We start from the raw sequence: 23,649 nt of genomic DNA on the forward strand, positions 1-23,649 counted from the left end.
TGATGACCGAGGCGCGAGCCTGGGTTCTGCTCAGGTCCAAGCGGCGCTTCGATCTGCTGAACCCCACTCCCTTTGATTGGGAACTGGCCGACCTTGCCGAGGGGGAGGCCCGAACCTTCCGCTGGGGCGGTTCGTCAGCCTGGGAATGGCCGCTTTCAGTGGCTCAGCACAGCTTGTTGACCCTGGAAATTCATCGCGCGGCGGCCCCCACCGGGCTGTCACCGGCGCTGGAACTGGCTAACCTGGTCCATGACGGGGCCGAGGCGCTGGGGGTGCGCTGGGATCCGATTACTCCGGTCAAGCCGTTCTTGGGCGATGGTTTCCACAAGATGGATCGTGCGATCCAGCGCGCCATCCATATTCGCCTAGGCTTGCCGGCCGATATTCCCGTCGATTGGAAAAAGGCGATCAAGCATGCCGACCGTCGGGCGGCAGCGGCGGAAGCCCTGCATATCGCCGGCTGGAGCCGCGAGGAAATCCGCTCGACCCTGAAAATCCGCTTGGCCCCCCTGGCCGAGGACCCACTGCAACGCCGCTATGGCGGGACTGCGTGGGAGCCTTGGCCCATGCGGGTGGCCGAGGAACGCTTCCTTGCCGAGTTGGAGCGGTTGTTGCACCGCCATTCACTGGGATGACCTGTTCACCCCCTGAGATCACGGAGCTTTTTTACCCGACGCATCCATCTTCTCAAGGGCTTGCCCCGGTGGCTGGCGGGCTGAGCCCGTATCGGGATTTTGTCCCTGGACTTGCCCGAAGACAAGTTTGACAAAGCCCTGTATGCTGCCCTGCACACCTACGGTTTAGCGGTGATCGACCCAAATGGATAAAATTCGCGCTTTCATCGAAGAACAATTCCTGATCGAATTCGACGATGACTTCCCCGAGGACAGTAATTTGTTCAAAGAGGGGGTGATGGATTCGTTTGGCTATGTTCAATTGATCCGTTTTCTCGAAAAGGAATTCACCATCACCTTTTCCGAAGCGGAAATGACCGGCAATGTTTTGGTCAGCCTGACCCGCATGCAAGAAGCGGTGGCCGCCAAGCTGGCCGCCCGCGACGGCGCGACGGCGTAATCTGGGATGTGCGGAATCGCCGGCCTGATCCACACGGCCCAGCCCGCCGCGGATCTGCCCGCCACCATCGCCGCCATGCTGGGGCGCATCGGTCATCGCGGCCCCGATGGGTTGGGCGGGGTGGTCGGCGACGATTGGGCCATGGGCACGGCGCGACTGGCTATCATCGACCCGAGCTCGGGGCACCAGCCCTTGGGCGATGCCAGTGGCCGCTTTTGGCTTTGCTACAACGGTGAAATCTATAATTACCGGGAATTGCGGGCCGAGCTGGAGGCTTTGGGGCACGCATTCCACACCCATTGCGACACCGAAGTCTTGCTGGCCGCCTGGCTGGCCTGGGGGCAACGTTGCCTAAAGCGGCTGAATGGCGGTTTTGCCTTTGCCCTTTATGACCGTCTTGAGCGGACATTAGTGCTGGCGCGTGACCGTTTCGGCAAACGGCCGCTGTTTTACGCCCGTTTCCAGGGCGGCTTGCTGTTCGCCTCGGAAATGAAGGCGTTCTTGGCCGTTCCCGGCTTTGACTTTACCCAGGATCCGGCGCAACTGGCCTCGATTTACGGGCAATGGACGCCCTTGCCGGATCAAAGCGGCTTTGTTGGCATCCATTCCCTGCCCATGGCCGAATACATGATTTTCGCCGATGGCGCCCTGCACCATCACGCTTATGCGCCGTTGGCGTTTGATCGCGGCGCCATGCCGACCAGCGAGGCCGAGGCCAAGGAACAGATCCGCCAGCACCTGACCGATAGCGTTGCCTTGCGCCTGCGCAGCGACGTCGAGGTCGGGGTTTATCTGAGCGGCGGCGTCGATTCGGCCATCGTCGCCCGCCTGACCCGTGATGTCAGCGGCCGACCACCGGCCACCTTTTCGGTGTCCTTTGATGATGCCAGTCTGGATGAATCGTCTGAGCAAAATCAGGTCGCCGCCGCCCTGGGCACCCGCCACCACACTTTGCGCATTGGCCACGCCGACATTGCCGCCGCGTGTCCACAGGCGGTCTATCACGGCGAAGTGCCGGCCTTTCGCAGTGCCTTTATCCCCATGTTCCTGCTGTCGGGGATGACGTTCGCGGCTGGCATCAAGGTGATCCTGAGCGGCGAGGGGGCCGACGAGGCTTTCCTGGGGTATGACCTGTTCAAGGAAACCCTGCTGCGCCGCGCCTGGGACACCATGGACGAAGACACCCGCCGTCAGCGTTTGGGCCGGCTGTACCCCCATCTTGACCATTATGGTCCGCAAGACATGGCGGCGCTGACCGGGCTTTATCAGCAATTTTCCACCGAGCATATGCCCGGCCTGTTCTCGCACGAACTGCGTTTGCAGAACGGCCGCTTTTCCGCCCGTCTGATCAAGGGGGCGAAAGACCCGTTCGGGCCGTTGTCCGCCCTGGTCGCCGATCACCCGGAAGTCGCCCGTCTCAGCCCGGTGCAACAGGCGCAATGGCTGGAATACAAGACCTTGCTGCCCGGTTATCTGCTCTCGACCCAAGGCGACCGCGCCGCCCTGGCTCATGGGGTGGAAAACCGTTGCCCGTTTCTGGACCCGGCGGTTTTGGATCTGGCCTCGCGGTTGAATTTGCGCTTTGACGACGGCTTTGATGAAAAGCGGCTGTTGCGTCAGGCATTTGCCGGAATGGTGCCCGATTCGGTCATCAACAAGCGCAAATTCCCCTATCGCGCCCCCGACGGTGCCGCCTTTGCCGAATCCCGTCCCGATTACCTGGAACTGGTGCGGTCGGAAACCGAATTGGCCAAGTTGGACTTTCTTGATGCCGGCTTCGCCCGCCGCCTCAGCGCCAAGGTCTTGACCCGCCCCGCGGCGGAAATCAGCACCAAGGAAAACCAGACCTTCTTGTTCTTGCTGTCCACCATGCTGCTGCGCCGCTTTTTCGTCGAGCGGCACATACCCAAGGCAATGGCGCCGCCGCCCTTGCTGCGGATGATTGATCTGCGAAGCGCCGCAATCGGTTAAACGTTTCCGGAGGCATATCACCGGAGATCAGAAGCCGCTTTCTTGCACGACGGCAGCGGCGGCTCGGCGTCAGCCGAAATCGCCGGGGGACACTTTGGGACGGCCATATTTTCTAAGGAAATCAAGGGAGAGATGGTGGGCGATGCAGGGATTGAACCTGCGACCCCACCCGTGTGAAGGGTGTGCTCTACCGCTGAGCTAATCGCCCATCTCTCGGCCGGCGCTGGGGGTGTTCCGTGCGTCGGGAGGCGGCTTTATAGAACCGGTGAGGCGGGCTGTCAAGCGGTCTCCTTCGCGATCACTTTAACCACCTGAGGTGGGGTGTAATCGGCGAATCCATCCAGCAGAACCATTGGGTCGGACGACAGCGTCACCATGTCGCGGTGACGCTGTTTCAAGAAGCCCTCGGCGGTCATGTGGTCGAGAAAAGCATGCAGGTGCCGGTAAAAGCCGCCAACGTCAAGAAAGCCCGCCGGTTTGGCGTGCAGGCCCAACTGACCCCAGGTCCACACCTCGAACACTTCTTCCAAGGTCCCGATACCGCCGGGCAGGGCGATGAAGGCGTCGGACATTTCGGCCATCATCGCCTTGCGTTCATGCATGGAGCCGACCACGTGCAATCGGCTGACGTCGCGATGGCCCGCTTCCATGCGCATCAGGGCTTCGGGGATGATGCCGGTGACGGTGCCGCCGGCGGTCATCACCGCATCGGCGACAATGCCCATCAGCCCGACATTGCCACCGCCATAGACCAGTTCCAGGCCGCGTGCGACCAATGCGGCGGCCAAGCCGCGGGCGGCATCGGCGTATTCGGGCCGGATGCCGGGGTTGGAGCCGCAAAAAACGCAGACGCGCCGCATGCTTATTTCTCCGTCAAGACCTTATTGAACGCCTTGATCGCGGCATCTGGCCCTTCGGCGTGGTTCCATACGCCGCCCGACACCGCCAGGAAATCGGCGCCGGCACGGATCAGCGGTCGGCAATTATCGACGGTGATGCCGCCGATGGCCACCGAGGGGACGGTGAACAGGGGGCTCCACCATTCCAGCAATTCCGCTTCGGCGTGGAATTTGGCTTCCTTGGTGTCGGTGGGGAAGAAGGCGCCAAAGGCGACGTAATCGGCGCCCTTTTCCCCGGCTTCCATGGCCAAGTGGCGGGAATCGTGGCAGGTGACGCCGACGATACCGTCGCCGATCATCTTGCGCGCCGCTTCGAACGTGCCGTCTTCCTGGCCGATATGGACGCCGTCGCAGCCGGTTTCAAAAGCCAGGTCGGCGCGATCATTGAGCAGCACGGCGATGCCGCGCTTTTGAGCCGGCGGTCGCAACACGTCGATGGCCCGGCACAAGGCATCGTCGTCCAATCCCTTCAGACGAATTTGGGCACAGGCGATATCGCCGGCATCCAGGGTCTGTTCCCATACCGGCAACCACTGGTACGGGTTCTCGATCACCGGCGGGGTGATCAGATAAAGGCGGCAAGGCTCTTTGGAAATGGTCGTTACTCCTGGCGGATTGGCTGGAACGGATGAAGCATGAAGGGGCGGAGAAAAGCAACCATGCCCACAAAAGGCCACAATTCGTCCTTAATGCCGCCACGAGCGGCGGGCATGGTTTCTTATCTTCAGCGGTTTGCTCCCATCACCGCTGAAGGAACTCCTGGCAGGTTTTGCCGGGGTCTCGAGCGCCGAGCAGATCGAGGGTGTCGCATCCCCACCGACCCTCCCCCCAAGCCCCTTTCTGCTCGGCCGCTTGACGAACAGCCCAGTGCGCTGGTCCATCCCCCGACAAGACGATCCGTTCGACGCCCGAGCGCAAGGCGGCCAAGGCCCAGCCGGGGCAATCGGCGCAATCCAGCGCGCCGACGATGTCGGCATGGGGAAATTCGTCGCGCAGCCGCGCCAGCAGGCGCAGCCACCAATGCGGCCCCTGTAATCCGGCGGCGCCGGGGGGGCTAAGCAGGATCAACCGCTTTGATCCTGCGGCGGCGACGGCGGCGCGGGCGTGTTCCAGGTCATGAACGAGGATGACCGGGGCGGTGCCGCCGGCCATGATTACTTGGTTCCCGTGGTGATGGCGCGGCCGGGGCTGGTGAAGGCCAGCGAATGGGGGCCGAAGAAATAGGCGTTGACGGTTTCGATGATCGGCTCGCTGATCGGCCGCTCCGCACTCCATTCCACCAGGAAATTCGCGCCGGTTCCGCCGGCGTCGTCCTTGTGTTCGACAAAGACGTCGGTGGAGGCCATCGGGCCCAGGCTGGAGGGATCGGGCATGAATTCCCGCACCATCTTGCCGCTGGTGTCGTAATAGCGCACCGAGCGCACGGTCAGGCCGGCCTGGGGGTCGGTGTTGCGGATGGACAACATGGATGACAGCAGCAAGGTCTGCGGTTTTTGCTTGGAATCCAGATTGCCGTGCCAGATATGCGAATAGACCGGCACATAGACAAGCTGGCCCTTGGATTGTCGCAATTCCTCGGCCCCAGCCATTTCGGCGCAGGCCAGGGACAGGACAAGGGCAACGACAACCGCAAGGGGGGCGGCGAGGGGGGCGGCCAAGCGCATGGATCGTCTCCGGCTGATGATCGGGCTAAGGCTAGTCCCCTGACGGCGGCTGTCAAGACGGCGGCAACGTTGACACTGCTCTGTATCGGCCCTAACCTCGGGCTTTGATGCCTTAATCCCCTGGGGGAATTTGTTTTGTCTGGAGCCTTGAGCCGTACCGAAGCGGCCATTGATCGGCTGGGCGCCGCCATCGACCGTCTGGAAGCCGCCGCCGCCCGCGTCGGCGCCGGCGATCTGTTGCTGGCTGGCGAATTGCGCGACGCCCGCGACCAGCATGCGGTGCTGGAAGATACGACGCGGGTGGTGGCCCAGCGGTTGGATGGGGCCATCGGCCGCCTTCGCACCCTGTTGGAGGCTTGAGCCTTGGCCTATGTCAATTTATCCATCAACGGCCGCATTCATGAAATCGCCTGTGACGATTCCCAGGTTGCCCGCATCCATGTCCTGGGCCAGATGATCGACGGCATTGCCCAAGATCTGCTGGGGCAGTTGGGAAATGTTCCCGATACCCGGCTGATGGTGATGGTGGCTTTGTCGCTGGCCGACGAATTGGCCGAAACGCGTGAGAACCTGAATGCCGCCAATAATGACCTGACCAGCCTGGCCGATGGCGACCAGGATCTGGCCGAAGGCATCGAATCGTTGGCGGCGCGCATCGAAGCCATTGCAGAACGCCTGGAAAGGCCCTAGGTTCATCCCCAGGAGCGGTCTGCTGCACGGTGCGTCAGGCAGCTAATGTCCCTGGGGCGATATTTCTCCTATTGGGAGCTGTCTCTGGTGGGGCTCTGGCCCCATTACATGGCGCCCACCTGACAAGTCAGGCCACGGAGGACTTACAACGCCAACGGCCGAGGCGGCGCCGCTCCGCATTTTCATGATCCATCCAAACCACCCCGATCCCGACTTGACCACCGCTAAGGCGCAGGCCCGCGCCCACGCGGTGGCCGTGCGCCGTCAGGCCCACAGCGATTACGGCCGGCTGGCGGCGGAAAAGCTGGCCATCTATGGCAATGCCCTGACCTTTGACATCGGGACGGTGGTGGCCGGTTACTGGCCGATGGGCGATGAACTTGATCCCCGCCCCCTGCTTGAGCTTTTGGGCGGGCGGGGCTGTACATTGGCCTTGCCGGTGGTGACGGCGCGGGGGCAGGCATTGACCTTTCGCCGCTGGGACAGCGGCGACCCGCTGGAAGCCGGTTTCCATGGCACCCTTCACCCCATCGCCGCATCCGCCGTCCTTGTGCCAAAGGTCTTGCTGGTGCCGTTGCTGGCCTTTGATGCCCACGGCTATCGGTTGGGGTATGGTGGCGGTTATTATGATCGCACCCTGGCCGATTTGCGACTTCATGCCCATGTAACCGCCATCGGCATCGCCTTTGCCGCCCAGCAGGTGCAGGCGGTGCCGCGTGACCGCCACGATCAGCCCTTGGACCTGATGTTGACCGAACACGGTCCGATGAAGCCGGAGATTTCATGAGACTTTTGTATTTGGGCGATATCGTTGGCCGCGCCGGCCGTGACGCGGTGGTGGGCGCTTTGGGGCAAGCGCGGGAGCGGCTGCGGTTGGATTTCGTCGTTGCCAACGGCGAGAACGCCGCCCATGGCTTTGGCATTACGCCCAAACTGTGCGACGAGTTGTTCCAAGCCGGTGTCGATGTCATCACCCTGGGCAATCACACTTGGGACCAACGCGAGATCATCCCCCATCTGGACGCCGAGCCGCGGTTGTTGCGCCCGGCCAATTACCCGGCCGGCACGCCGGGCAAGGGCGTCGGCATCTTCGAGGCGCCGCGCGGCAAGAAGGTGATGGTGGTCCAGGTGATGGGACGCTTGTTCATGGACCCGCTGGATTGTCCGTTCGCGGCGGTGGAAAAAGAATTGCGCAAGGTCCGGCTTGGGCCGGGCGGCGCCGATGCCATCATCATCGACATTCATGCCGAGGCGACCAGCGAAAAGATGGCGCTGGGCCATGTGTGCGACGGCGGCGCCTCGCTGGTGGTCGGCGGGCATTCCCATATTCCCACCGCCGATGCCCAGATTTTCCCCGGCGGGACCGCCTATCAGACCGATGCCGGCATGTGCGGCGATTACAATTCGGTCATCGGCATGAAAAAAGATGCCGCCATCCACAAATTCGTCCGCAAGATTCCGGGTGAACGGCTGTCGCCAGCCGATGGCGACGGCACCTTATGCGCGGTTTTCGTCGAAACCGATGATCGCACCGGCCTGGCGGTGCGGGTGGCGCCATTGCGCATCGGTCCGCGGTTGGCGGAAAGCTGGCCGGATTGCTGATCGGCTTCATCTGTACGAAAAAAGCGGCGGTGGCGTAACTTTCGTCGCGGCGCCGGCGAAATCCCCTTTATCGACATCATCGAGGGGATTTCGCCATGAACCGAATCTTGCTTTCCGCCACCCTATGCGCCGGCCTGTTGTTCAGCTTGCCGGCCTTGGCCGCCGAAGCCTTCACCAAAGCCGCCTTTACCCAAGCGCAAGAGGCGGGGGCGGACATCTTGCTGCATGTGCATGCCCCGTGGTGTCCGACCTGCAAGGCACAAGAGCCCAGTGTCGCGATGCTTGAGCACGACATCCCCGCGCTCAAGGTTTTCCGGATCGACTTCGATAGCCAAAAAGACATCTTGAACGAACTCAAGGTGCGTTCGCAAAGCACGTTGATCGCCTTCAAGGGCAAGACCGAGACGTCGCGCATGACCGGGGTGACCGATCCCAAGGCGATCACCGCCATGGTTGCCCCATCCGCCATGATGAAATAGGCGCGGCCATGGCTGCCTTGATCGCCGCCTATCTGGCCGGCATTTTGTCCACCTTGTCGCCGTGCGTGTTGCCGCTGATCCCGGTGTTGCTGGGCAGCGCCCTGCAAAGCCATCGCTTGGGGCCGGTGGCTTTGGCCGCCGGTCTGGCGGTGTCTTTCGCCGGTTTGGGCATTGCCTTGGCGACGTTCGGCTTCGCCGTCGGTTTGGATGGTCAGGCGATCCGCATGGCCGCGGCGCTGGCCATGGGCATCTTTGGTCTGGTCTTGCTGGTGCCCGCTTTCGGTCGCGGCTTTGCCGTCATCGCCGCGCCGCTGGCCGGTCACGGCAATGCGGTGCTGGGCCGTATCTCGGGCGATGGTCTGGGGGGGCAATTCGCCCTGGGGCTGTTGCTGGGGGCGGTGTGGTCGCCGTGCACCGGCCCGACCTTGGGGGCGGCGGTGGGGTTGGCCGGGGCCAGCGACACGGCCGCACAAGCCGCGGCGGTGATGGTCGTCTTCGCTTTGGGGGCGGCGAGTCCGCTGTTGATGCTGGCTTATGGTCTGGCGTCGTGGCGGCGGCATTTGGCCGGTTTTGCCGCCAGAGCCAAGCCCGTGATGGGCGGATTGCTGCTGCTGGTGGCGGTTCTGGCGCTCAGCGGCGGCGACAAGGCGCTGGAGACTTGGCTGGTATCGGTGATGCCGCCGTGGCTGGTGGCGTTGACGGTCATGCTGTGAGGGAGGGGACGGTCAGGCCAGAGAGAAAAGCGACTTCGTATTCGCCCAATCCTTTAAGGGGAAGCCGGCGGATTTCCGCCGAACCGAAACGATCCCCCAGATGGGCAAGGGCCTTTGCCGGCAGGCACAGGCCGGACGGTTGGGCGCTGGAACATAATCTGGCGGCGGTGTTGACGGTGTCGCCCCAAACGTCGAATTGCATACGCTTGCCGCCGATGATGCCGGCGACGGTGGGGCCGAAGGCCACGCCGATCCGCACTTCCCAGCCGATCTCCAACTCGCGGGTCTGGCGGATCATTTCCAGGGCGGCGGCAATCAGTCGATCCTCGACATTCGGCACTTTTTCCAGAACTCCACAGGCGGCCATATAGGCGTCGCCGATGGTCTTGATCTTTTCCAGGCCAAACGTTTCTGAAATGGCTTCGAACCGTCGGATCAGGCGGTTCAGGTTGACCACCACCTTGGTCGGGGTGTTGTTGCGGGTGAAATTGGTGAAACCGCAGACATCCGCGAACAAGACGCCGGCATGGTCAATGACCGATGGCCGGAATGTGCCGTTGGCCATGAATTCGTCCACCACCTTTTCCGGCAAGGTGTTGCGCAGCAAGGTGCGTTGTTTTTCGTGTTCCGCGCACAATGTTTCCTCGACCGCGCGGCGTTGCCGCATATTGGCGTTTTGGGCCAGCAGGCCGGTGATGCGGGCGCGAAAAATCGGGGGGCGATACCGTTTCGGCATGAAATCCGCCGCCCCGGCATTGAGATAGGCGCTGACCAGGCTGTCGTCGTGTTCCTGGGCGGTGACCACCAACACCGGAATATCGCGGTAATCGGGCACGCGGATGAAGCTGGCCATGAAGTCCAGCCCGGTCATGTCGGGCAAATGGTGGTCGAGCAGAATAAGACTGATGGATTTGTCGGCCAACATCTCCAGACCGGCGGTCCCGGTGTCGGCGGTAATCACTTCGATGGTGGAAAACAGGCGGATGGCCTTTTCCATCACCGCCTGAGCGGTACGGCTGTCATCGACGATGAGAATGGCACCGGAAGGCAAGGCGGCGGTGGTGTCAGTCGTCAAGCCTGTCGCTCCCGTTCTGTCTCGTGACGGTACAATAGACCGATCAACGGTTGCGCGAAAGAGGCGTCTCGTCGACGGCTGTCGCTGCTGCTGGATGGGCCGACCACCGGCTTTGCCCGCCGGCTGTCTGCCCCATGGCCTTTCTCCCACAAGATATGGTATAGGCAAGGTTTGTTCGTTTGCCCAAACTAAGGTTGTCGACAGTCATGGCTGGTCATTCCCAATTCAAGAACATCATGCACCGCAAGGGCGCACAAGACGCCAAGCGCGCCAAGGTCTTCACCAAGCTGATCCGTGAATTGACGGTTTCGGCCAAATCCGGCCAGCCCGACCCGGCGATGAATCCGCGTTTGCGTGCCGCCATTCAGGCCGCGCGTGCCGCCAACATGCCGAAAGACACCATGGACCGCGCCATCAAGCGTGGCGCCGGCGGTGAAGACGGGGCCAATTACGAAGAAGTGCGCTATGAAGGCTATGGCCCTGGTTCGGTGGCCGTCATCGTCGAGGGGCTGACCGACAACCGCAATCGCACCGCCTCGGAAGTGCGTTCGGCCTTTTCCAAGAATGGCGGCGCCCTGGGCGAATCCAATTCGGTGTCGTTCATGTTCGACCGCATCGGCGCCATTCGCTATGCCGCTGAAATCGCCGAAGCCGACGCCATGTTCGAGGCGGCGCTGGAAGCTGGCGCCGACAATGTCGAATCGTCGGAAGACGGTCACGAAATCACCTGCACTCCCGATGATCTGGCCACCGTCCGCGATGCGCTGGAAGCCACCTTCGGCACGCCGGAATACGCCCGCCTGGATTGGAAGCCGCAGACCAGCGTGCCGGTGGCCGATGAAAACGCCGCCAAGACGCTGATGAAGCTGCTGGACGCGTTGGAAGACAATGATGACGTCCAGCGGGTTTCGGCCAATTTCGAAATCCCCGACGACATCATGGAAAAGTTGGGTTGATAAATGCGCGTGCTGGGGCTGGATCCGGGGTTGCGGGTGACGGGTTGGGGGATGATCGAAATGATCGACAACCGGTTGCGTTATCTTGGCGACGGCACCATCCGCTCTGATGCGACCTTGTCCCTGGCCGAACGGCTGGGGCAATTGCATCGCGGGGTTATCGAGGTCATCGCCGCCTGGTCGCCCGATGGGGCGGCGGTGGAACAGACCTTCGTTAACAAGAACCCGGAAAGCACGTTGAAGCTGGGGCAGGCGCGCGGCGTGGTGATGCTGGCGCCGGCTTTGGCCGGTCTTGCGGTGGGCGAATACGCGCCGACCCAGATCAAGCAGGCGGTGGTCGGAAGCGGGCGGGCCGCCAAGGAACAGGTGGGAATGATGGTGCGTACCTTGCTGCCCGGCTGTCTGGTGACCAGTCCCGATGCCGCCGACGCCCTGGCGGTGGCCATCTGTCACGCCCATCATGCCGCCACGGCGCGACGGATACAGGCGGCCAGCCGATGATCGCCAAGCTCAAGGGCCTGATTGATAGCCTGGGGGATGATTTCGCCATCGTTGATGTCGGTGGCGTCGGGTATCTGGTGTTTTGTTCGGGCCGCACGCTGGGGCGGCTGCAAACCGGTGCCGCCGCGGCCTTGCATGTGGAAACCCATGTGCGCGAGGATCATATCCATCTCTATGGCTTCATCGAGCCGGGCGAGCGCGATTGGTTCAATCTGCTGACCACGGTTCAAGGGGTGGGGGCCAAGGTGGCCCTGGCCATCTTGTCGGTGGCCGGACCGGAACAATTGCTGCAAACCATCGCCGCCCAGGACAAGGTGTTGTTGACGCGGGCCAGCGGCGTCGGTCCCAAGCTGGCGGTCCGTATCCTCACCGAGCTCAAGGACAAGGCCGGCAAGATGAGCCTGGGCGCTTTCGCCCCCAGTGCGGCGGCGGCGATTTCCACCCCGGTTGGCGGCGGGGTGATGGAAGACGCCATCTCGGCCTTGGTCAATTTGGGCTATAAGCGGCTGGAAGCCTTTGAAGCGGTCGGAGTGACCGCGCAGGAACTGGGCGAGGGGGCTGATTCCTCCAGCCTGATCCGCCATGCGCTCAAGCGCCTGGGCAAGGATCTGATGCGATGAGCGACCGCGCCGGCGACGCGACCACGGACCGCATGGTGGCGCCACAGCTGAATCCCGCCGATGTGGAAACCCATTTGCGGCCGCAGGTGCTGGACGATTTCATCGGCCAGCAGGCGGTGCGCGAGAATTTGAAGGTGTTCATCACCGCCGCCAGCGCGCGGGGCGAGGCGCTGGACCATACCTTGTTCTTCGGCCCGCCCGGTCTGGGCAAGACCACCTTGGCGCAGATCGTCGCCCGTGAATTGGGGGTGGGCTTTCGCGCCACCTCGGGGCCGGTGATCGCCAAGGCCGGCGATTTGGCGGCGTTGCTGACCAATCTCGAACCGCGCGACGTCTTGTTCATCGACGAAATCCACCGCCTTAATCCTGCCATAGAGGAAGTGCTCTATCCTGCCATGGAGGACTTTCAACTCGACCTGATCATCGGCGAGGGACCGGCGGCGCGGTCCGTGCGCATCGATCTGCCGCCCTTCACCCTGGTGGGGGCGACCACTCGCTCGGGCTTGCTGACGACGCCGTTGCGCGAACGCTTCGGCATTCCCATGCGGATGAATTACTACACCCCGGACGAGTTGGAATTGATCGTCACCCGTGGCGCCCGCGTGCTGGGGTTCGCCGTTACCGCCGAAGGCGCGCGCGAAGTGGCGCGGCGGTCGCGCGGGACGCCGCGCGTCGCCGGCCGGTTGTTGCGCCGGGTGCGCGATTTCGCCGCCGTCGCCGGTCAAAGCCCGGTCGACGCCAAGATCGCCGATGCGGCGCTGACCCGGCTTGAGGTCGATCATATTGGCCTGGACGCCATGGATCGGCGCTATCTGAAATGTATCGCCGACAATTACGGCGGCGGCCCGGTGGGCGTCGATACCTTGGCCGCGGCGCTGTCGGAAAGCCGCGACACCTTGGAAGAAGTGGTCGAGCCTTATTTGTTGCAGCAAGGACTGATCCAGCGCACGCCGCGCGGCCGCATGCTGTCGGCTGCCGGCTTCAAGCATATCGGCCTTAATCCGCCGCGCGAGGTTCTGGTGCAGTTGGATTTGCTGGCGCAAAACGAGGGGGATGAATGACCCCCCATCTCCACTCGATTCGTGTTTACTGGGAAGACACCGATGCCGGCGGCATCGTCTATCATTCCAATTACCTGAATTTCGCCGAGCGCGCCCGCACCGAGATGGTGCGTGCCCTTGGCCTGTCGCAAGCGGAACTGGCCGATGGCGGCAAGGGGCATGCCTTTGCCGTGCGCCGCGCCGAAATTGATTTCATCAAATCGGCGCGTCTGGACGATCTGTTGCAGGTGGAAACCGTGGTCAGTGCTTTGGGCGGGGCGTCCATGCAATTGACCCAGACCATCAGGCGGCTTGACGACGGCGCCGATTTGGCGTGTCTGCACATCAAACTTGCCTTCATCTGCCTGGACGGTGGCCGTCCGGCCCGAATTCCGGAATGGATGAAGAAAACTTTGCGCGATTTGGAAAGCGAGAGGCGATAGTCATGGATCCTGTTCAAACGGCCGAGTTGGCCGGCTCGGTGGCCGCGCACAACATGTCCATGTGGGGCTTGTTCATGCAGGCGGACATCATCGTCAAGGTGGTGATGATCGCTTTGCTGGGGGCTTCGTTCTGGTGCTGGGCCATCATTTTCGACAAGCTGCTGCGTCTGCGTTCGTTGTGGCAAAAGGCCGAGCATTTCGAGGAATCGTTCTGGTCCGGCGGCTCGCTGGAAGATCTTTATGACCGCATCGGCTCGCGCCCCATCGATCCGATGAGCGCCATTTTCGTCGCCGCGATGCGCGAATGGCGCCGCTCCGCCGCCAAGGGCCTGACCGAAAAGGAAAATGCCCGCGTCAGCCTGCCGCAGCGCATCGACCGCGTCATGCACGTCACCTTGGGCCGCGAGATGGACACGCTGGAACGCAATTTGGGCGTGCTTGCCTCGGTTGGCTCGACCGCGCCGTTCATCGGTCTGTTCGGCACCGTCTGGGGCATCATGAATTCGTTCCAATCCATTGCCGCGACCAAGAACACCAGCCTTGCCGTGGTGGCGCCGGGGATCGCCGAGGCGCTGTTCGCCACCGCCCTGGGTCTGGTCGCCGCCATTCCGGCGGTGATCGCCTATAACAAGATTTCCAGCGACATGGACCGTTACGCCAAGCGGCTTGAGAATTTCTCCGGCGAATTCGGCGCCATCTTGTCGCGGCAATTGGAAGAGAAGATCTGATGGGCGCCGCCATCGGTCCCAGAAAGGGGGGGCGGCAGCGGCATCGGCCGGTGTCGGACATCAATGTCACCCCCATGGTCGACGTCATGCTGGTGCTGTTGATCATCTTCATGGTCACCGCGCCCTTGCTGACCGCCGGCGTTCAGGTCGATCTGCCCAAGACCGATTCGGCTCCGATCAAGGGCGACGATCAGCCGTTATCGGTCAGCATCGACGCCCATGGCGACATCTGGATTCAGGAAACCAAGGTGACGCTGGAAGAACTGGCGCCCAAGCTGCACGCCATTACCGCGCAAAAGCCAGAGACCCGCATCTTTATCCGTGGCGACAAGGGTATCGATTACGGCCGGGTCATGCAGGTGATGGGCAATTTGGGGGCGGCGGGCTTCACCAAGGTGGCCTTGGTCACCGAGATGCAGCAGGGCGAGCCGGCGCAGCCGGCCAAGAAGGGAGGCCGTTGACGGCCCGAGCATGAGCATGCGGCGCGAAAGCTATATTTTTTCTGGTGTGTTGCACGTGGTCATCGCGTTGATCGCGGTGTTTGGCCTGCCGCAATTCTTCCGTGATCCGCCACAGGTGGAAACGCCGCTGGTCGTCGATCTGGTTCCCATCGGGGCGAAAAGCAACCCGCCGCCCAAACAAAACCAGGCCGACCCGCAGCCGGAACCGCCCAAGCCGGAAGAGGTCAAGGCCGAACAGCCCAAGCCCGAACCGCCCAAGCCGGAACCCAAGCCGACGCCGCCACCGCCACCACCACCGCCGCCGCCGCCCAAGCCGCCGGAACCGGAACCGGCGCCGATTCCCAAGCCCGAGCCGAAACCGGAGCCCAAGCCGGAACCCAAGCCCGAGCCGAAGCCGGAACCGCCCAAGGTGCCGGAACAGAAATTGTCCGACATCAAGCCGCAGCCGCGTCCCAAGCCGCAGGAAAACGACCTGGATTCGTTGCTGAAATCAGTGGACAAGAAAAAGCCGACGCCTTCCAATCCGCTGGATGATCTGCTTAAGGCCACCGATAAGGCCAAGCCCAACACGCCGTCGGCGGAAAAGGGCACGCAGCCCAAGCAGCAGAACGTCAAGGGCTCGGATCAGCATAATCCGAACGAACCGATCTCGATGACCGAGATGGACCGCATCCGCAAGCATGTCTCTGATCGCTGGAGCATTCCGGCCGGGGCCAAGGATGCCGCCAATTTGATCATCGAAATCCGCGTCTCGGTGCAACCCGACGGCACGGTCACCGATGCCAGGGTGGTCAATGCGCCGTTGATGGCCGATTCGTATTGGCAGGCTGCCGCCGACAGCGCCCGGCGCGCCGTGCGTCTGGCCAGTCCGTTGCCCATTCCGCGCGACAAATATGATCAGTTCCGCGATTTTGTATTGTCGTTCAACCCGAAACAGATGGTCATGGGAAGGTAAATACCATGGTGACCCGCATTCGCATTGCCCTTGTGGGCCTTTTGGCCGTCTTCGGCCTGTTCGTCGCCTCGGCGGCACAGGCCGAGGTGCGGATCGACATCACCCGTGGCAACATGAAGCCGTTGCCCATCGCCATCCCCGATTTGTTCGGGACGCAGCCGGCGGAACTGCAAACGGGCAAGGATATTGCCCGTGTGGTCGCCGCCGATCTGGAACGATCGGGCCTGTTCAAGCCCATCGACCAGCGCGCTTTCATCCAGAACGCGGCGGCGTTGCAGGCTGGTCCGCGTTTTGCCGACTGGCGTCAGATCAACGCCGAGGCGCTGGTGTCGGGCAAGCTCGAGATTTCCGGCGACGGCGATCTGATGATCGAGTTCCGTCTGTGGGACGTGTTCTCGGAAACCCAGATGATCGGCACCCGCTACAACATTGCCGGCAAGGATATCCGCCGCAATCCGAATTTGTGGCGCCGCGCCGCCCACCAGATCGCCGACGCCATCTATAAGCGCGTCACCGGCGAGGATGGCTATTTCGACACCCAGCTCATCTATATTTCGGAAAGCGGTCCCAAGAACGACCGTAAGAAGCGGCTGGCGATCATGGATCAGGATGGTGAAAACCATCGTTTCCTGACCTCGGGCGAGGATCTGGTGCTGACGCCGCGTTTTTCGCCCACCGCCCGCGAAATCACCTATATGTCCTATTTCCGTGGCTCGCCCCGCGTCTACATCTTGCAGATCGACACGGCGCGGCGCGAATTGTTGGGCGATTTCCCCGGCATGACCTTTGCCCCCCGGTTCTCGCCCGATGGCAACAAGGTGATCATGAGCCTGTCTCAGGACGGCAACGCCGAAATCTATGAAATGAATCTGCTGACCCGGCAAAAGGTTCGTCTGACCAATCATCCGGCCATTGACACCTCGCCCAGCTATGCGCCCGATTCGGCGCGGGTGGTGTTCAATTCCGATCGTGGCGGCAGCCCGCAGCTGTACACCATGGGCTCCGATGGCGGCAGCGTCGCCCGCATCAGCTTTGGCGATGGCCGCTACACCACGCCGGTGTGGTCGCCGCGCGGCGACCTCATCGCCTTCACCAAGCAAAAAGGCAGCGAATTCTTCATAGGTGTCATGCGTCCCGATGGGTCGGACGAGCGTTTGCTGGCCCAGGGCTATCTGGTCGAGGGTCCGACCTGGGCGCCGAACGGTCGTGTTTTGGCCTTTTGGAAGGAAACAGCCTCGGATTCCCGCGGTCATGGCGGCACGGCCAAGCTTTATACCATTGACTTGACCGGCTTTAATGAAAGGCAAGTCATCACACCTTTGGACGGGTCCGATCCTGCGTGGTCCCCCTTGATTCCCTAGTTGGTAACTATTATAGTCCGCCGCGATTAGGATTTTTACGGTCGCGGCGGACATAAACCCCTGACGTGGCCGGTTGTTTGCGTCGATTTTCAGAGTTCGCCGCACGGCAACATAAAGTCCACCCGGCATTTTCCTGAACCCGTAATCCTCTGAGGGGGAGTCCTCACTAATGAAACTGCGTTTCCTGAGCATCTTCGCCGCCGCCGCTCTGCTGGCCGCTTGTGAATCCGCCCCCGAGAGCACTGGCGCCAAGGCCGGCGCTGGTACTGCCGCTCCGCCGGTTGTTACCAAGCCGAGCATCGTTCCGGGCTCCGAGCAGGACTTCATCGCCAATGTCGGCGACCGCGTGTTCTTCGACCTGGACAAGTACGCCCTGCGTGCCGATGCCAAGGCGACCCTGGACAAGCAGGCCGCTTGGTTGAAGAAGTACCCCGCTTACTCGCTGACCATCGAAGGCCATGCCGACGAGCGCGGCACCCGCGAGTACAACTTGGCTCTGGGCGAGCGTCGTGCCAATTCCGTCAAGGAATACCTGGCCGGCGCCGGCATTCCGGCCGCTCGCGTCAAGACCATCTCCTACGGCAAGGAGCGCCCGGTCGCTCTGGGTTCGAACGAGGCCGCCTGGTCTCAGAACCGTCGTGGCGTGACCGTTCTCAGCAAGTAATTTCTGAGACGTCCGAGACGTAAATAGGGCGCCCGCTTTTCCGTGATGGGGAAAGCGGGCGTCTTATTTTTTGCCCCAACTTTGCCTTGAACCCGCTTTATGCTATGAACGCCCGATAATGACCGAGATGGAGTGAGCGCGAAACGCGAGCAACCATCCCCGTTGATCCCGTCCCGACTGATCGAGGTTCGCCCGTGCGCCGTCTTCTTCTTTCCGTAGCCCTGGCAAGCATGACCGTGTTGGCCCAGCCGGCCTTCGCCCAATACGAAAACCGCGCCATGGCCGATCGTTTGGACCGGCTGGAACGCGATCTGCAAATGATGCAGGCGCAGGCAGCCCGCAGCGGGAGCGGTGGTTCGACGGTGATCACGTCCCCGGCTTTAGGCGGTGGCGCCATCAACCGGCCCTCGGGGGTGACCAGCCCCAATCCGTTGCCTGCCGGCATGGCGGTGCGTCTGGATGAACGGGTCGACCAGTTGGAAGAATTGGTCCGCCAATTGACCGGTCGAGTGGAAGAAGCCAATTTCAAGGCCAATCAGGTGGCCAAGCAGATGGAACGGCTGCAAGCCGATCTGGAGCTGCGCTTCAAGGAATTGCAGGCTCCGCAGCCTCAGGCAAGCGGCGCCGCGCCGGCGCAATTGTCCATGCCGGCGACTGCGGCCAAGGGCGCCGATACGCCCATTCCGGCGGGGACGCAGAGCCTGGGCACGCTGTCGGACAAGGATTTGAAGAAGCCGGGCAATGCCCCGGTCGCCCCGCCCAAGGATGCCCAGGGGCAATACGACATGGCCTATGACGCGCTTCAGTCGGGCGATTACGCCACCGCCGAAAAGGGCTTCCAGGATTTTCTCAGCCAGTACGGCAATCACCAACTGGCCGGCAATGCCCAATATTGGCTGGGCGACATCGCCTATGTGCGTAAGGATTTCAACACCTCGGCGGTGACCTTCCTTGAGGGCTACAAAAAATTCCCCAAGCATTCCAAGGCCGCCGACATGATCTATAAGGCCGGCTCGGCCTTTGGCCAGATGGGCAAGAAAAAAGAGGCCTGCACCGCCTTTGGCATCTTGTTCAGCGAACAGCCGAAAATGCCCGACCGGGTGAAGCGGGCGGCCACCGCCGAAAAGCAGAAATACGATTGCAAATAGGAAAAGGCCCCTTCCGCGGAAGGGGCCTTATTTTTGTCGGCTTCCCCATACCGCGAAAATCGCATCCGAATTTCGGAATAAATGCATGAGAGGCTTTTGTTCGGGATGAAAGCGTTGTCGCCGCCTGAATTTTCCGCCCTGATGGAGCGATTGGGGCCATTCGAACCGGCGCCACGCTTGGCCGTGGCGGTGTCGGGGGGGGCTGATTCCTTGGCGGCGACCTTGCTGGCCGCCCATTGGGCCCATGAGCGCGGGGGCCAGGTTGTGGCGTTGACCGTCGATCATCGGTTGCGGCCCAATTCCACCGCCGAGGCGGTTCTGGTCGGGCGGTGGCTTGCCAATCACGGCATCGAGCATCACATTTTACCCTGGCTGGGCGACAAACCCGCCGCCGATCTTCAGGCCCAGGCCCGCGCCGCCCGCTATGCCTTGCTGGAGCAATGGTGCCGCGCCACCGGCATCGTCCATGTGGTGCTGGCGCACCATCAAGACGATCAGGCGGAAACCTTTTTATTGCGGCTGGCCCGTGGTTCGGGCCTGGAAGGCTTGTCGGCCATGGCCGATATCCGCCACGGCCCGCATTTGCGCTGGTTGCGGCCACTTTTAGGCATCGCCAAGGGGCGTTTGCTGGTAACGCTGCGCGACTGGGATCAGGATTGGGTTGATGACCCGTCCAACAGCGATCCCCGTCATGCTCGGGTGCGGTTGCGGCTGTTGGCCGGAACCTTGGCGGCAGAGGGGCTGGAATCGGCACGTCTGGCCGAAACAGCGGCCCGGCTGGGATTGTCCCGCGATGCCTTGGAACGGGATCTGGCCGATGCCCTGGTGCGCTGGGGCCGCATTCATCCCGCTGGCTTTGCCTGGGTTGACGATCAGGCTTGGCGGATCTTGCCCGAGGATTTGGCGTTGCGGCTGCTGACCCGGCTGCTGCGCAGCTTTGGCGGCGAGGCCATGTCTCCGCGTTTGGAACGCAGCCAGGGTCTGTTGCAGCGCCTGCGGCGGGGGCAGGGCGGGACCTTGGCCGGTTGCCGGGTGGTGCCCCAGGGCGACGGCCAGATTTTATTTTGCCGCGAAGCCGGACGGATGGCGCCGCCGATGGCAGCGCCGCCGGGGGCGGCGATCCATTGGGATGGACGCTTCCGCGCCGTCCTGCCCGCCGATTTGCCCGCCGGTCTGGAATTGGGCGGATTGGGGCCGCAGGGCTGGGGACAGGTGGCCAAATCCCTTGGCCGCCGAGCCTTGCCCGCGGTTCCAGCGGTGGTGCGCCCGACGATCCCGGCCTTATTTGATCAGGATGGTGTTTTCGCCGCGCCTTACCTCGGCTATAACCGTGGAACTGAATCGTTGTTGTCGGCGCCCTGGATATGGGCGGCTCCGCGCCGTCCGCTGACTGAGATTGCTCATTGCCTTGTCTAAACGCCGACGGGCACTATCTGTAGGGAACGCTGTTATCATCCGGCGCGATTCATGCGCTGGCGAACCGGGAAGGGCTTGACCTTGAATTTCAGCAAGAACCTGGCGCTGTGGATCGTCATCGCCGTGCTTCTGGTGGTGCTTTTCAACCTGTTTCAGACCTCGACGCCGCAGCGCGGCATGGGGCAGGTGGCGTTCTCGGATTTCATGGCCGAAGTGGATGGCGGTCGCGTCGCCGACGTGACCATCCAGGGCTATACCGTGTCGGGTCATTATTCCGACAATCGTCCATTCTCGACCTATATGCCGCCCGAAGCCAATATCGTGCCCAAGCTGCGCGAATCCGGCGTGCGCATTTCGGCGCTGCCGCCGGCTGACGATCAGCCGACGCTGTGGGGGATCTTGGTGTCGTGGTTCCCCATGCTGCTGTTGATCGGCGTGTGGATTTTCTTCATGCGCCAGATGCAATCGGGTGGCGGCAAAGCCATGGGCTTTGGCAAGTCCAAGGCCCGGCTGCTGACGGAAAAGCAAGGCCGCATCACCTTCGAAGACGTGGCCGGCATCGACGAAGCCAAGCAAGAGCTTGAGGAAATCGTCGAATTCCTCAAGGACCCGCAGAAATTCCAGCGTCTGGGCGGTAAAATTCCCAAGGGCTGTCTGCTGGTCGGCCCGCCCGGTACCGGCAAGACCCTGCTGGCCCGCGCCATCGCCGGCGAAGCCAACGTGCCGTTCTTCACCATCTCGGGTTCTGATTTCGTCGAAATGTTCGTCGGTGTCGGTGCGTCGCGTGTCCGCGATATGTTCGAGCAAGGCAAGAAGAACGCGCCGTGCATCATCTTCATCGACGAAATCGACGCCGTTGGCCGTCATCGTGGCGCCGGCCTGGGCGGTGGCAATGATGAACGCGAACAGACTCTCAACCAATTGCTGGTCGAGATGGATGGTTTCGAATCGAACGAAGGCGTCATCCTGATCGCCGCCACCAACCGTCCCGACGTGCTGGACCCGGCCTTGCTGCGTCCCGGCCGTTTCGACCGTCAGGTGGTGGTGCCCAACCCCGATATTTTAGGGCGCGAAAAGATCTTGAAGGTGCACATGCGCAAGGTGCCGTTGGCCCCCGACGTGGAACCGCGCATCATCGCCCGTGGCACCCCCGGTTTTTCCGGCGCCGATCTGGCCAATCTGGTCAACGAAGCCGCCTTGTTGGCTGCCCGCGCCGGCAAGCGCGTGGTGACCATGGGGGAATTCGAATCGGCCAAGGACAAGGTGATGATGGGGGCGGAACGCCGCTCCATGGTGATGAGCGACGATGAAAAGCGCCTGACCGCTTATCACGAAGCAGGGCACGCCGTGGTCATGCTGCATGTCCCCGGTCATGATCCGCTGCACAAGGTCACCATCATTCCCCGTGGCCGTGCCCTGGGGGTGACCATGGCCCTGCCCGAGCGGGATCGTCTGTCCATGTCGCAACGTCAGCTCAAGGCCTCGATTGCCAGCCTGTTCGGTGGCCGCGTGGCGGAAGAGATGATCTTCGGCGCCGATTCCGTCACCACCGGCGCGTCCAGCGACATCCAGCGTGCGACCGAATTGTCGCGCAAGATGGTCACTGAATTCGGCTTTTCGTCGAAGCTGGGGCCGTTGCGCTATAGCGACAATCAGGAAGAGGTGTTCCTGGGCCATTCGGTGACCCAGCACAAGAATGTCTCGGAGGCGACGGCTGCCACCATCGACGGCGAAGTGCGCCGCTTCGTCGAGGAAGGTCAAACCACCGCCAAGAATATCCTGACCGAGTTCAAGGACGAGCTTGAGGCCATCGCCAAGGGCTTGTTGGAATACGAAACCCTGTCGCGGGACGAGATTGATTCCCTGATCCGGGGCGAACCGGTGATCCGGGACGGCGGTTACGTCCGCCCCAAGGATGCGCCGCGTCGGTCCTCGGTGCCCAGTTCCGGCATTCCCACCGCCGGCGGGCTTGATCCCGAACCCCAGCCGGGGCCGTGAGCGCGACTGTAACCTCTGCCTTTCGCCGAAGCCCCGCCTTGCCGCGGGGTTTCGTGCGAGAGGATGATGTTTACCTGCTGCCCGCTGGTTTGGTGGCGGGTGAGCAAGCGGCGGCGGCGGTGATTGGCGGCCATGGCTGGCCCATCGCCGATGGCGCCCTGGCCTTTACCAGCGCCGGCTTGATCTGGCGCGAGGGAGGCGAGGCGTGGATTGCCCTGGCCCCTTATGCCGAATTGGTCAATTGGGCCGAGGCCGAGGGGGAGGAGATGGCCCGCCATGTGGGGCGAACGGTGCGGCGCATCGGGGGCAAGCGGCGGCCATGGGCCGGTCTGAGCCTGGAACGGCCCCGTATCATGGGCGTGGTTAACGCCACCCCCGACAGCTTTTCCGATGGCGGCCGCAATCTGGTGGCGCAAACCGCCATCGCCAATGCCCTGGCCATGGTCGAATCCGGGGCGGATATCATTGATGTCGGCGGCGAATCCACCCGTCCAGGGGCGCAGCCGGTGCCGGTGGACGAGGAAATCAATCGCGTCTTGCCAATCATCACCGCGCTGGCGGAATGGAACGTCACCGTTTCCATCGATACCCGCCATGCCCCGGTGATGGAAGCGGCCATGGCGGCCGGCGCCAAGATCATCAATGACGTCACCGCCTTGGAAGGGGCGGGGGCGGTGCAGGTGGCGGCCAAGACCGGGGCAGCGGTGATCGTCATGCATATGCAAGGCCAGCCGCAGACCATGCAGGCCGACCCGCGCTATGCTTGCGCCCCCCTCGAGGTTTACGATTACCTTGCCGCCCGCGTCGCCGCCTGCGAAGCCGGGGGCATCAGCCGAGAGCGCATCATGGTTGATCCCGGGATCGGTTTCGGCAAGAATCTTAGCCATAACGCCCAAATTCTGGCGACTTTACCGCTGTTGCACGGTCTGGGCTGCCCGGTCTTGCTGGCGGCCAGCCGCAAGACCTTTGTCTCGCAGCTCAGCCAGGGCGAGCCACCGACCCAGCGCCTGCCCGGCACCTTGGCCGCCCATCTGGCCGGTCTCAACGCCGGGGTACAGGCCTTGCGCGTGCATGACGTGGCCGAGACGGTGCAAGCGCTCAAGGTGTGGCGGGCACTGTCGGCTGCCGGTTAGTGGTCCGCTCCAGACAGAAGGTTCATTCGTATCAGCTTGGAAGCGGCGCGGGGGGATT

At 62.6% G+C, this 23,649-nt stretch carries 28 protein-coding genes, 1 tRNA gene and 1 other RNA gene; 24 read left to right on the forward strand and 6 right to left on the reverse strand.

Annotated features, from left to right (window positions below; genetic code table 11):
• Window positions 1–2: 2 nt before the first annotated feature.
• The 3 genes from KEC16_RS01445 (at window position 3) to asnB (ending at window position 3,045) form a co-directional block, all read left to right on the forward strand.
• Complete coding sequence (locus KEC16_RS01445; protein ID WP_211545875.1) at window positions 3–635, forward strand: phosphohydrolase; 633 nt, start codon at window positions 3–5, stop codon at window positions 633–635.
• Between the two features lie 184 nt (window positions 636–819).
• Window positions 820–1,074 carry a phosphopantetheine-binding protein gene (locus KEC16_RS01450; RefSeq protein ID WP_211545876.1) on the forward strand — a complete coding sequence of 85 codons (255 nt, stop codon included), beginning with the start codon at window positions 820–822 and terminating at the stop codon, window positions 1,072–1,074.
• A gap of 6 nt (window positions 1,075–1,080) precedes the next feature.
• On the forward strand, window positions 1,081–3,045 hold the full coding sequence (asnB, locus tag KEC16_RS01455) for an asparagine synthase (glutamine-hydrolyzing) (protein ID WP_211545877.1): 1,965 nt from the start codon (window positions 1,081–1,083) through the stop codon (window positions 3,043–3,045).
• A 133-nt stretch (window positions 3,046–3,178) separates the two neighbouring features.
• On the opposite strand, the gene KEC16_RS01460 is transcribed toward asnB, so the two are convergent.
• The 5 genes from KEC16_RS01460 to KEC16_RS01480 all read right to left on the reverse strand — a co-directional run bounded on the left by KEC16_RS01460 (window position 3,179) and on the right by KEC16_RS01480 (window position 5,608).
• Window positions 3,179–3,253 (reverse strand) — tRNA-Val (locus tag KEC16_RS01460).
• A 70-nt stretch (window positions 3,254–3,323) separates the two neighbouring features.
• On the reverse strand, window positions 3,324–3,905 hold the full coding sequence (locus tag KEC16_RS01465; RefSeq protein WP_211545878.1) for an LOG family protein: 582 nt from the start codon (window positions 3,903–3,905) through the stop codon (window positions 3,324–3,326).
• A 2-nt stretch (window positions 3,906–3,907) separates the two neighbouring features.
• Entirely contained in the window at window positions 3,908–4,540 is a 633-nt protein-coding gene (gene thiE, locus KEC16_RS01470; RefSeq protein WP_211546324.1) for a thiamine phosphate synthase, read from the reverse strand.
• A 145-nt stretch (window positions 4,541–4,685) separates the two neighbouring features.
• Window positions 4,686–5,096, reverse strand: a complete 411-nt coding sequence (locus KEC16_RS01475; RefSeq protein WP_211545879.1) for a hypothetical protein — start codon at window positions 5,094–5,096, stop codon at window positions 4,686–4,688.
• Window positions 5,097–5,098: 2 nt separating this feature from the next.
• Window positions 5,099–5,608, reverse strand: coding sequence for a DUF3124 domain-containing protein (locus tag KEC16_RS01480; RefSeq protein ID WP_249208629.1), 510 nt, complete (start codon window positions 5,606–5,608; stop codon window positions 5,099–5,101).
• Window positions 5,609–5,755: 147 nt separating this feature from the next.
• Here KEC16_RS01480 and KEC16_RS01485 point away from each other — a divergent pair, with 147 nt between their 5' ends.
• The 7 genes from KEC16_RS01485 (at window position 5,756) to KEC16_RS01515 (ending at window position 9,092) form a co-directional block, all read left to right on the forward strand.
• A complete protein-coding gene (locus KEC16_RS01485) occupies window positions 5,756–5,968 on the forward strand; it encodes a hypothetical protein (protein ID WP_211545880.1) in 213 nt (70 codons plus the stop codon).
• A gap of 3 nt (window positions 5,969–5,971) precedes the next feature.
• Window positions 5,972–6,298 carry a cell division protein ZapA gene (locus tag KEC16_RS01490; RefSeq protein WP_211545881.1) on the forward strand — a complete coding sequence of 109 codons (327 nt, stop codon included), beginning with the start codon at window positions 5,972–5,974 and terminating at the stop codon, window positions 6,296–6,298.
• 16 nt (window positions 6,299–6,314) lie between these two features.
• Window positions 6,315–6,472: non-coding RNA, 6S RNA (ssrS, locus tag KEC16_RS01495), on the forward strand.
• A gap of 10 nt (window positions 6,473–6,482) precedes the next feature.
• The gene (locus KEC16_RS01500; protein WP_211545882.1) at window positions 6,483–7,085 is read left to right on the forward strand and encodes a 5-formyltetrahydrofolate cyclo-ligase; all 603 of its coding nucleotides are present in this window, start codon (window positions 6,483–6,485) and stop codon (window positions 7,083–7,085) included.
• A complete protein-coding gene (locus KEC16_RS01505; RefSeq protein WP_211545883.1) occupies window positions 7,082–7,900 on the forward strand; it encodes a TIGR00282 family metallophosphoesterase in 819 nt (272 codons plus the stop codon). Before KEC16_RS01500 ends, KEC16_RS01505 begins: the two co-directional genes overlap by 4 nt.
• 95 nt (window positions 7,901–7,995) lie before the next feature.
• Complete coding sequence (locus KEC16_RS01510; protein ID WP_211545884.1) at window positions 7,996–8,379, forward strand: thioredoxin family protein; 384 nt, start codon at window positions 7,996–7,998, stop codon at window positions 8,377–8,379.
• 8 nt (window positions 8,380–8,387) lie between these two features.
• Complete coding sequence (locus KEC16_RS01515) at window positions 8,388–9,092, forward strand: cytochrome c biogenesis CcdA family protein (protein ID WP_211545885.1); 705 nt, start codon at window positions 8,388–8,390, stop codon at window positions 9,090–9,092.
• Here the strand turns inward: KEC16_RS01515 and KEC16_RS01520 are convergent.
• Window positions 9,082–10,167, reverse strand: coding sequence for an adenylate/guanylate cyclase domain-containing protein (locus KEC16_RS01520; protein ID WP_211545886.1), 1,086 nt, complete (start codon window positions 10,165–10,167; stop codon window positions 9,082–9,084). The genes KEC16_RS01515 and KEC16_RS01520 overlap by 11 nt on opposite strands.
• A gap of 206 nt (window positions 10,168–10,373) precedes the next feature.
• On the opposite strand from KEC16_RS01520, the gene KEC16_RS01525 reads away from it, so the two are divergent.
• From KEC16_RS01525 to folP, 14 genes are all read left to right on the forward strand, one after another.
• Entirely contained in the window at window positions 10,374–11,123 is a 750-nt protein-coding gene (locus tag KEC16_RS01525) for a YebC/PmpR family DNA-binding transcriptional regulator (protein ID WP_211545887.1), read from the forward strand.
• A 3-nt stretch (window positions 11,124–11,126) separates the two neighbouring features.
• Entirely contained in the window at window positions 11,127–11,624 is a 498-nt protein-coding gene (gene ruvC, locus KEC16_RS01530) for a crossover junction endodeoxyribonuclease RuvC (RefSeq protein ID WP_211545888.1), read from the forward strand.
• The gene (gene ruvA, locus KEC16_RS01535) at window positions 11,621–12,244 is read left to right on the forward strand and encodes a Holliday junction branch migration protein RuvA (protein WP_211545889.1); all 624 of its coding nucleotides are present in this window, start codon (window positions 11,621–11,623) and stop codon (window positions 12,242–12,244) included. The genes ruvC and ruvA overlap by 4 nt, the downstream gene beginning before the upstream one ends.
• 32 nt (window positions 12,245–12,276) lie before the next feature.
• Window positions 12,277–13,305: a Holliday junction branch migration DNA helicase RuvB gene (gene ruvB, locus KEC16_RS01540; RefSeq protein ID WP_428846046.1), complete on the forward strand. Its 1,029-nt coding sequence runs from the start codon at window positions 12,277–12,279 to the stop codon at window positions 13,303–13,305.
• Entirely contained in the window at window positions 13,302–13,727 is a 426-nt protein-coding gene (locus KEC16_RS01545) for a YbgC/FadM family acyl-CoA thioesterase (RefSeq protein WP_211545891.1), read from the forward strand. Before ruvB ends, KEC16_RS01545 begins: the two co-directional genes overlap by 4 nt.
• A gap of 2 nt (window positions 13,728–13,729) precedes the next feature.
• Window positions 13,730–14,455, forward strand: a complete 726-nt coding sequence (tolQ, locus tag KEC16_RS01550) for a protein TolQ (protein WP_211545892.1) — start codon at window positions 13,730–13,732, stop codon at window positions 14,453–14,455.
• Window positions 14,455–14,916, forward strand: coding sequence for a protein TolR (gene tolR / locus KEC16_RS01555; protein WP_211545893.1), 462 nt, complete (start codon window positions 14,455–14,457; stop codon window positions 14,914–14,916). Before tolQ ends, tolR begins: the two co-directional genes overlap by 1 nt.
• A gap of 10 nt (window positions 14,917–14,926) precedes the next feature.
• Entirely contained in the window at window positions 14,927–15,871 is a 945-nt protein-coding gene (locus KEC16_RS01560) for a TonB C-terminal domain-containing protein (RefSeq protein ID WP_211545894.1), read from the forward strand.
• Window positions 15,872–15,876: 5 nt separating this feature from the next.
• Complete coding sequence (gene tolB / locus KEC16_RS01565; RefSeq protein ID WP_211545895.1) at window positions 15,877–17,232, forward strand: Tol-Pal system beta propeller repeat protein TolB; 1,356 nt, start codon at window positions 15,877–15,879, stop codon at window positions 17,230–17,232.
• A gap of 169 nt (window positions 17,233–17,401) precedes the next feature.
• Window positions 17,402–17,896, forward strand: a complete 495-nt coding sequence (gene pal / locus KEC16_RS01570) for a peptidoglycan-associated lipoprotein Pal (protein ID WP_211545896.1) — start codon at window positions 17,402–17,404, stop codon at window positions 17,894–17,896.
• A gap of 194 nt (window positions 17,897–18,090) precedes the next feature.
• Window positions 18,091–19,044 carry a tol-pal system protein YbgF gene (ybgF, locus tag KEC16_RS01575; RefSeq protein ID WP_346343995.1) on the forward strand — a complete coding sequence of 318 codons (954 nt, stop codon included), beginning with the start codon at window positions 18,091–18,093 and terminating at the stop codon, window positions 19,042–19,044.
• 81 nt (window positions 19,045–19,125) lie between these two features.
• Entirely contained in the window at window positions 19,126–20,460 is a 1,335-nt protein-coding gene (gene tilS / locus KEC16_RS01580) for a tRNA lysidine(34) synthetase TilS (protein WP_211545897.1), read from the forward strand.
• Between the two features lie 51 nt (window positions 20,461–20,511).
• Window positions 20,512–22,458 (forward strand): ATP-dependent zinc metalloprotease FtsH, encoded by a 1,947-nt coding sequence (ftsH, locus tag KEC16_RS01585; protein ID WP_283091859.1) that lies wholly within the window; start codon window positions 20,512–20,514, stop codon window positions 22,456–22,458.
• 53 nt (window positions 22,459–22,511) lie between these two features.
• Window positions 22,512–23,591 carry a dihydropteroate synthase gene (gene folP / locus KEC16_RS01590; protein WP_346343996.1) on the forward strand — a complete coding sequence of 360 codons (1,080 nt, stop codon included), beginning with the start codon at window positions 22,512–22,514 and terminating at the stop codon, window positions 23,589–23,591.
• The last annotated feature ends 58 nt before the right edge of the window (window positions 23,592–23,649 follow it).

It is taken from the genome of Magnetospirillum sulfuroxidans (genome assembly GCF_018224925.1).
GTDB lineage: Bacteria > Pseudomonadota > Alphaproteobacteria > Rhodospirillales > Magnetospirillaceae > Magnetospirillum > Magnetospirillum sulfuroxidans.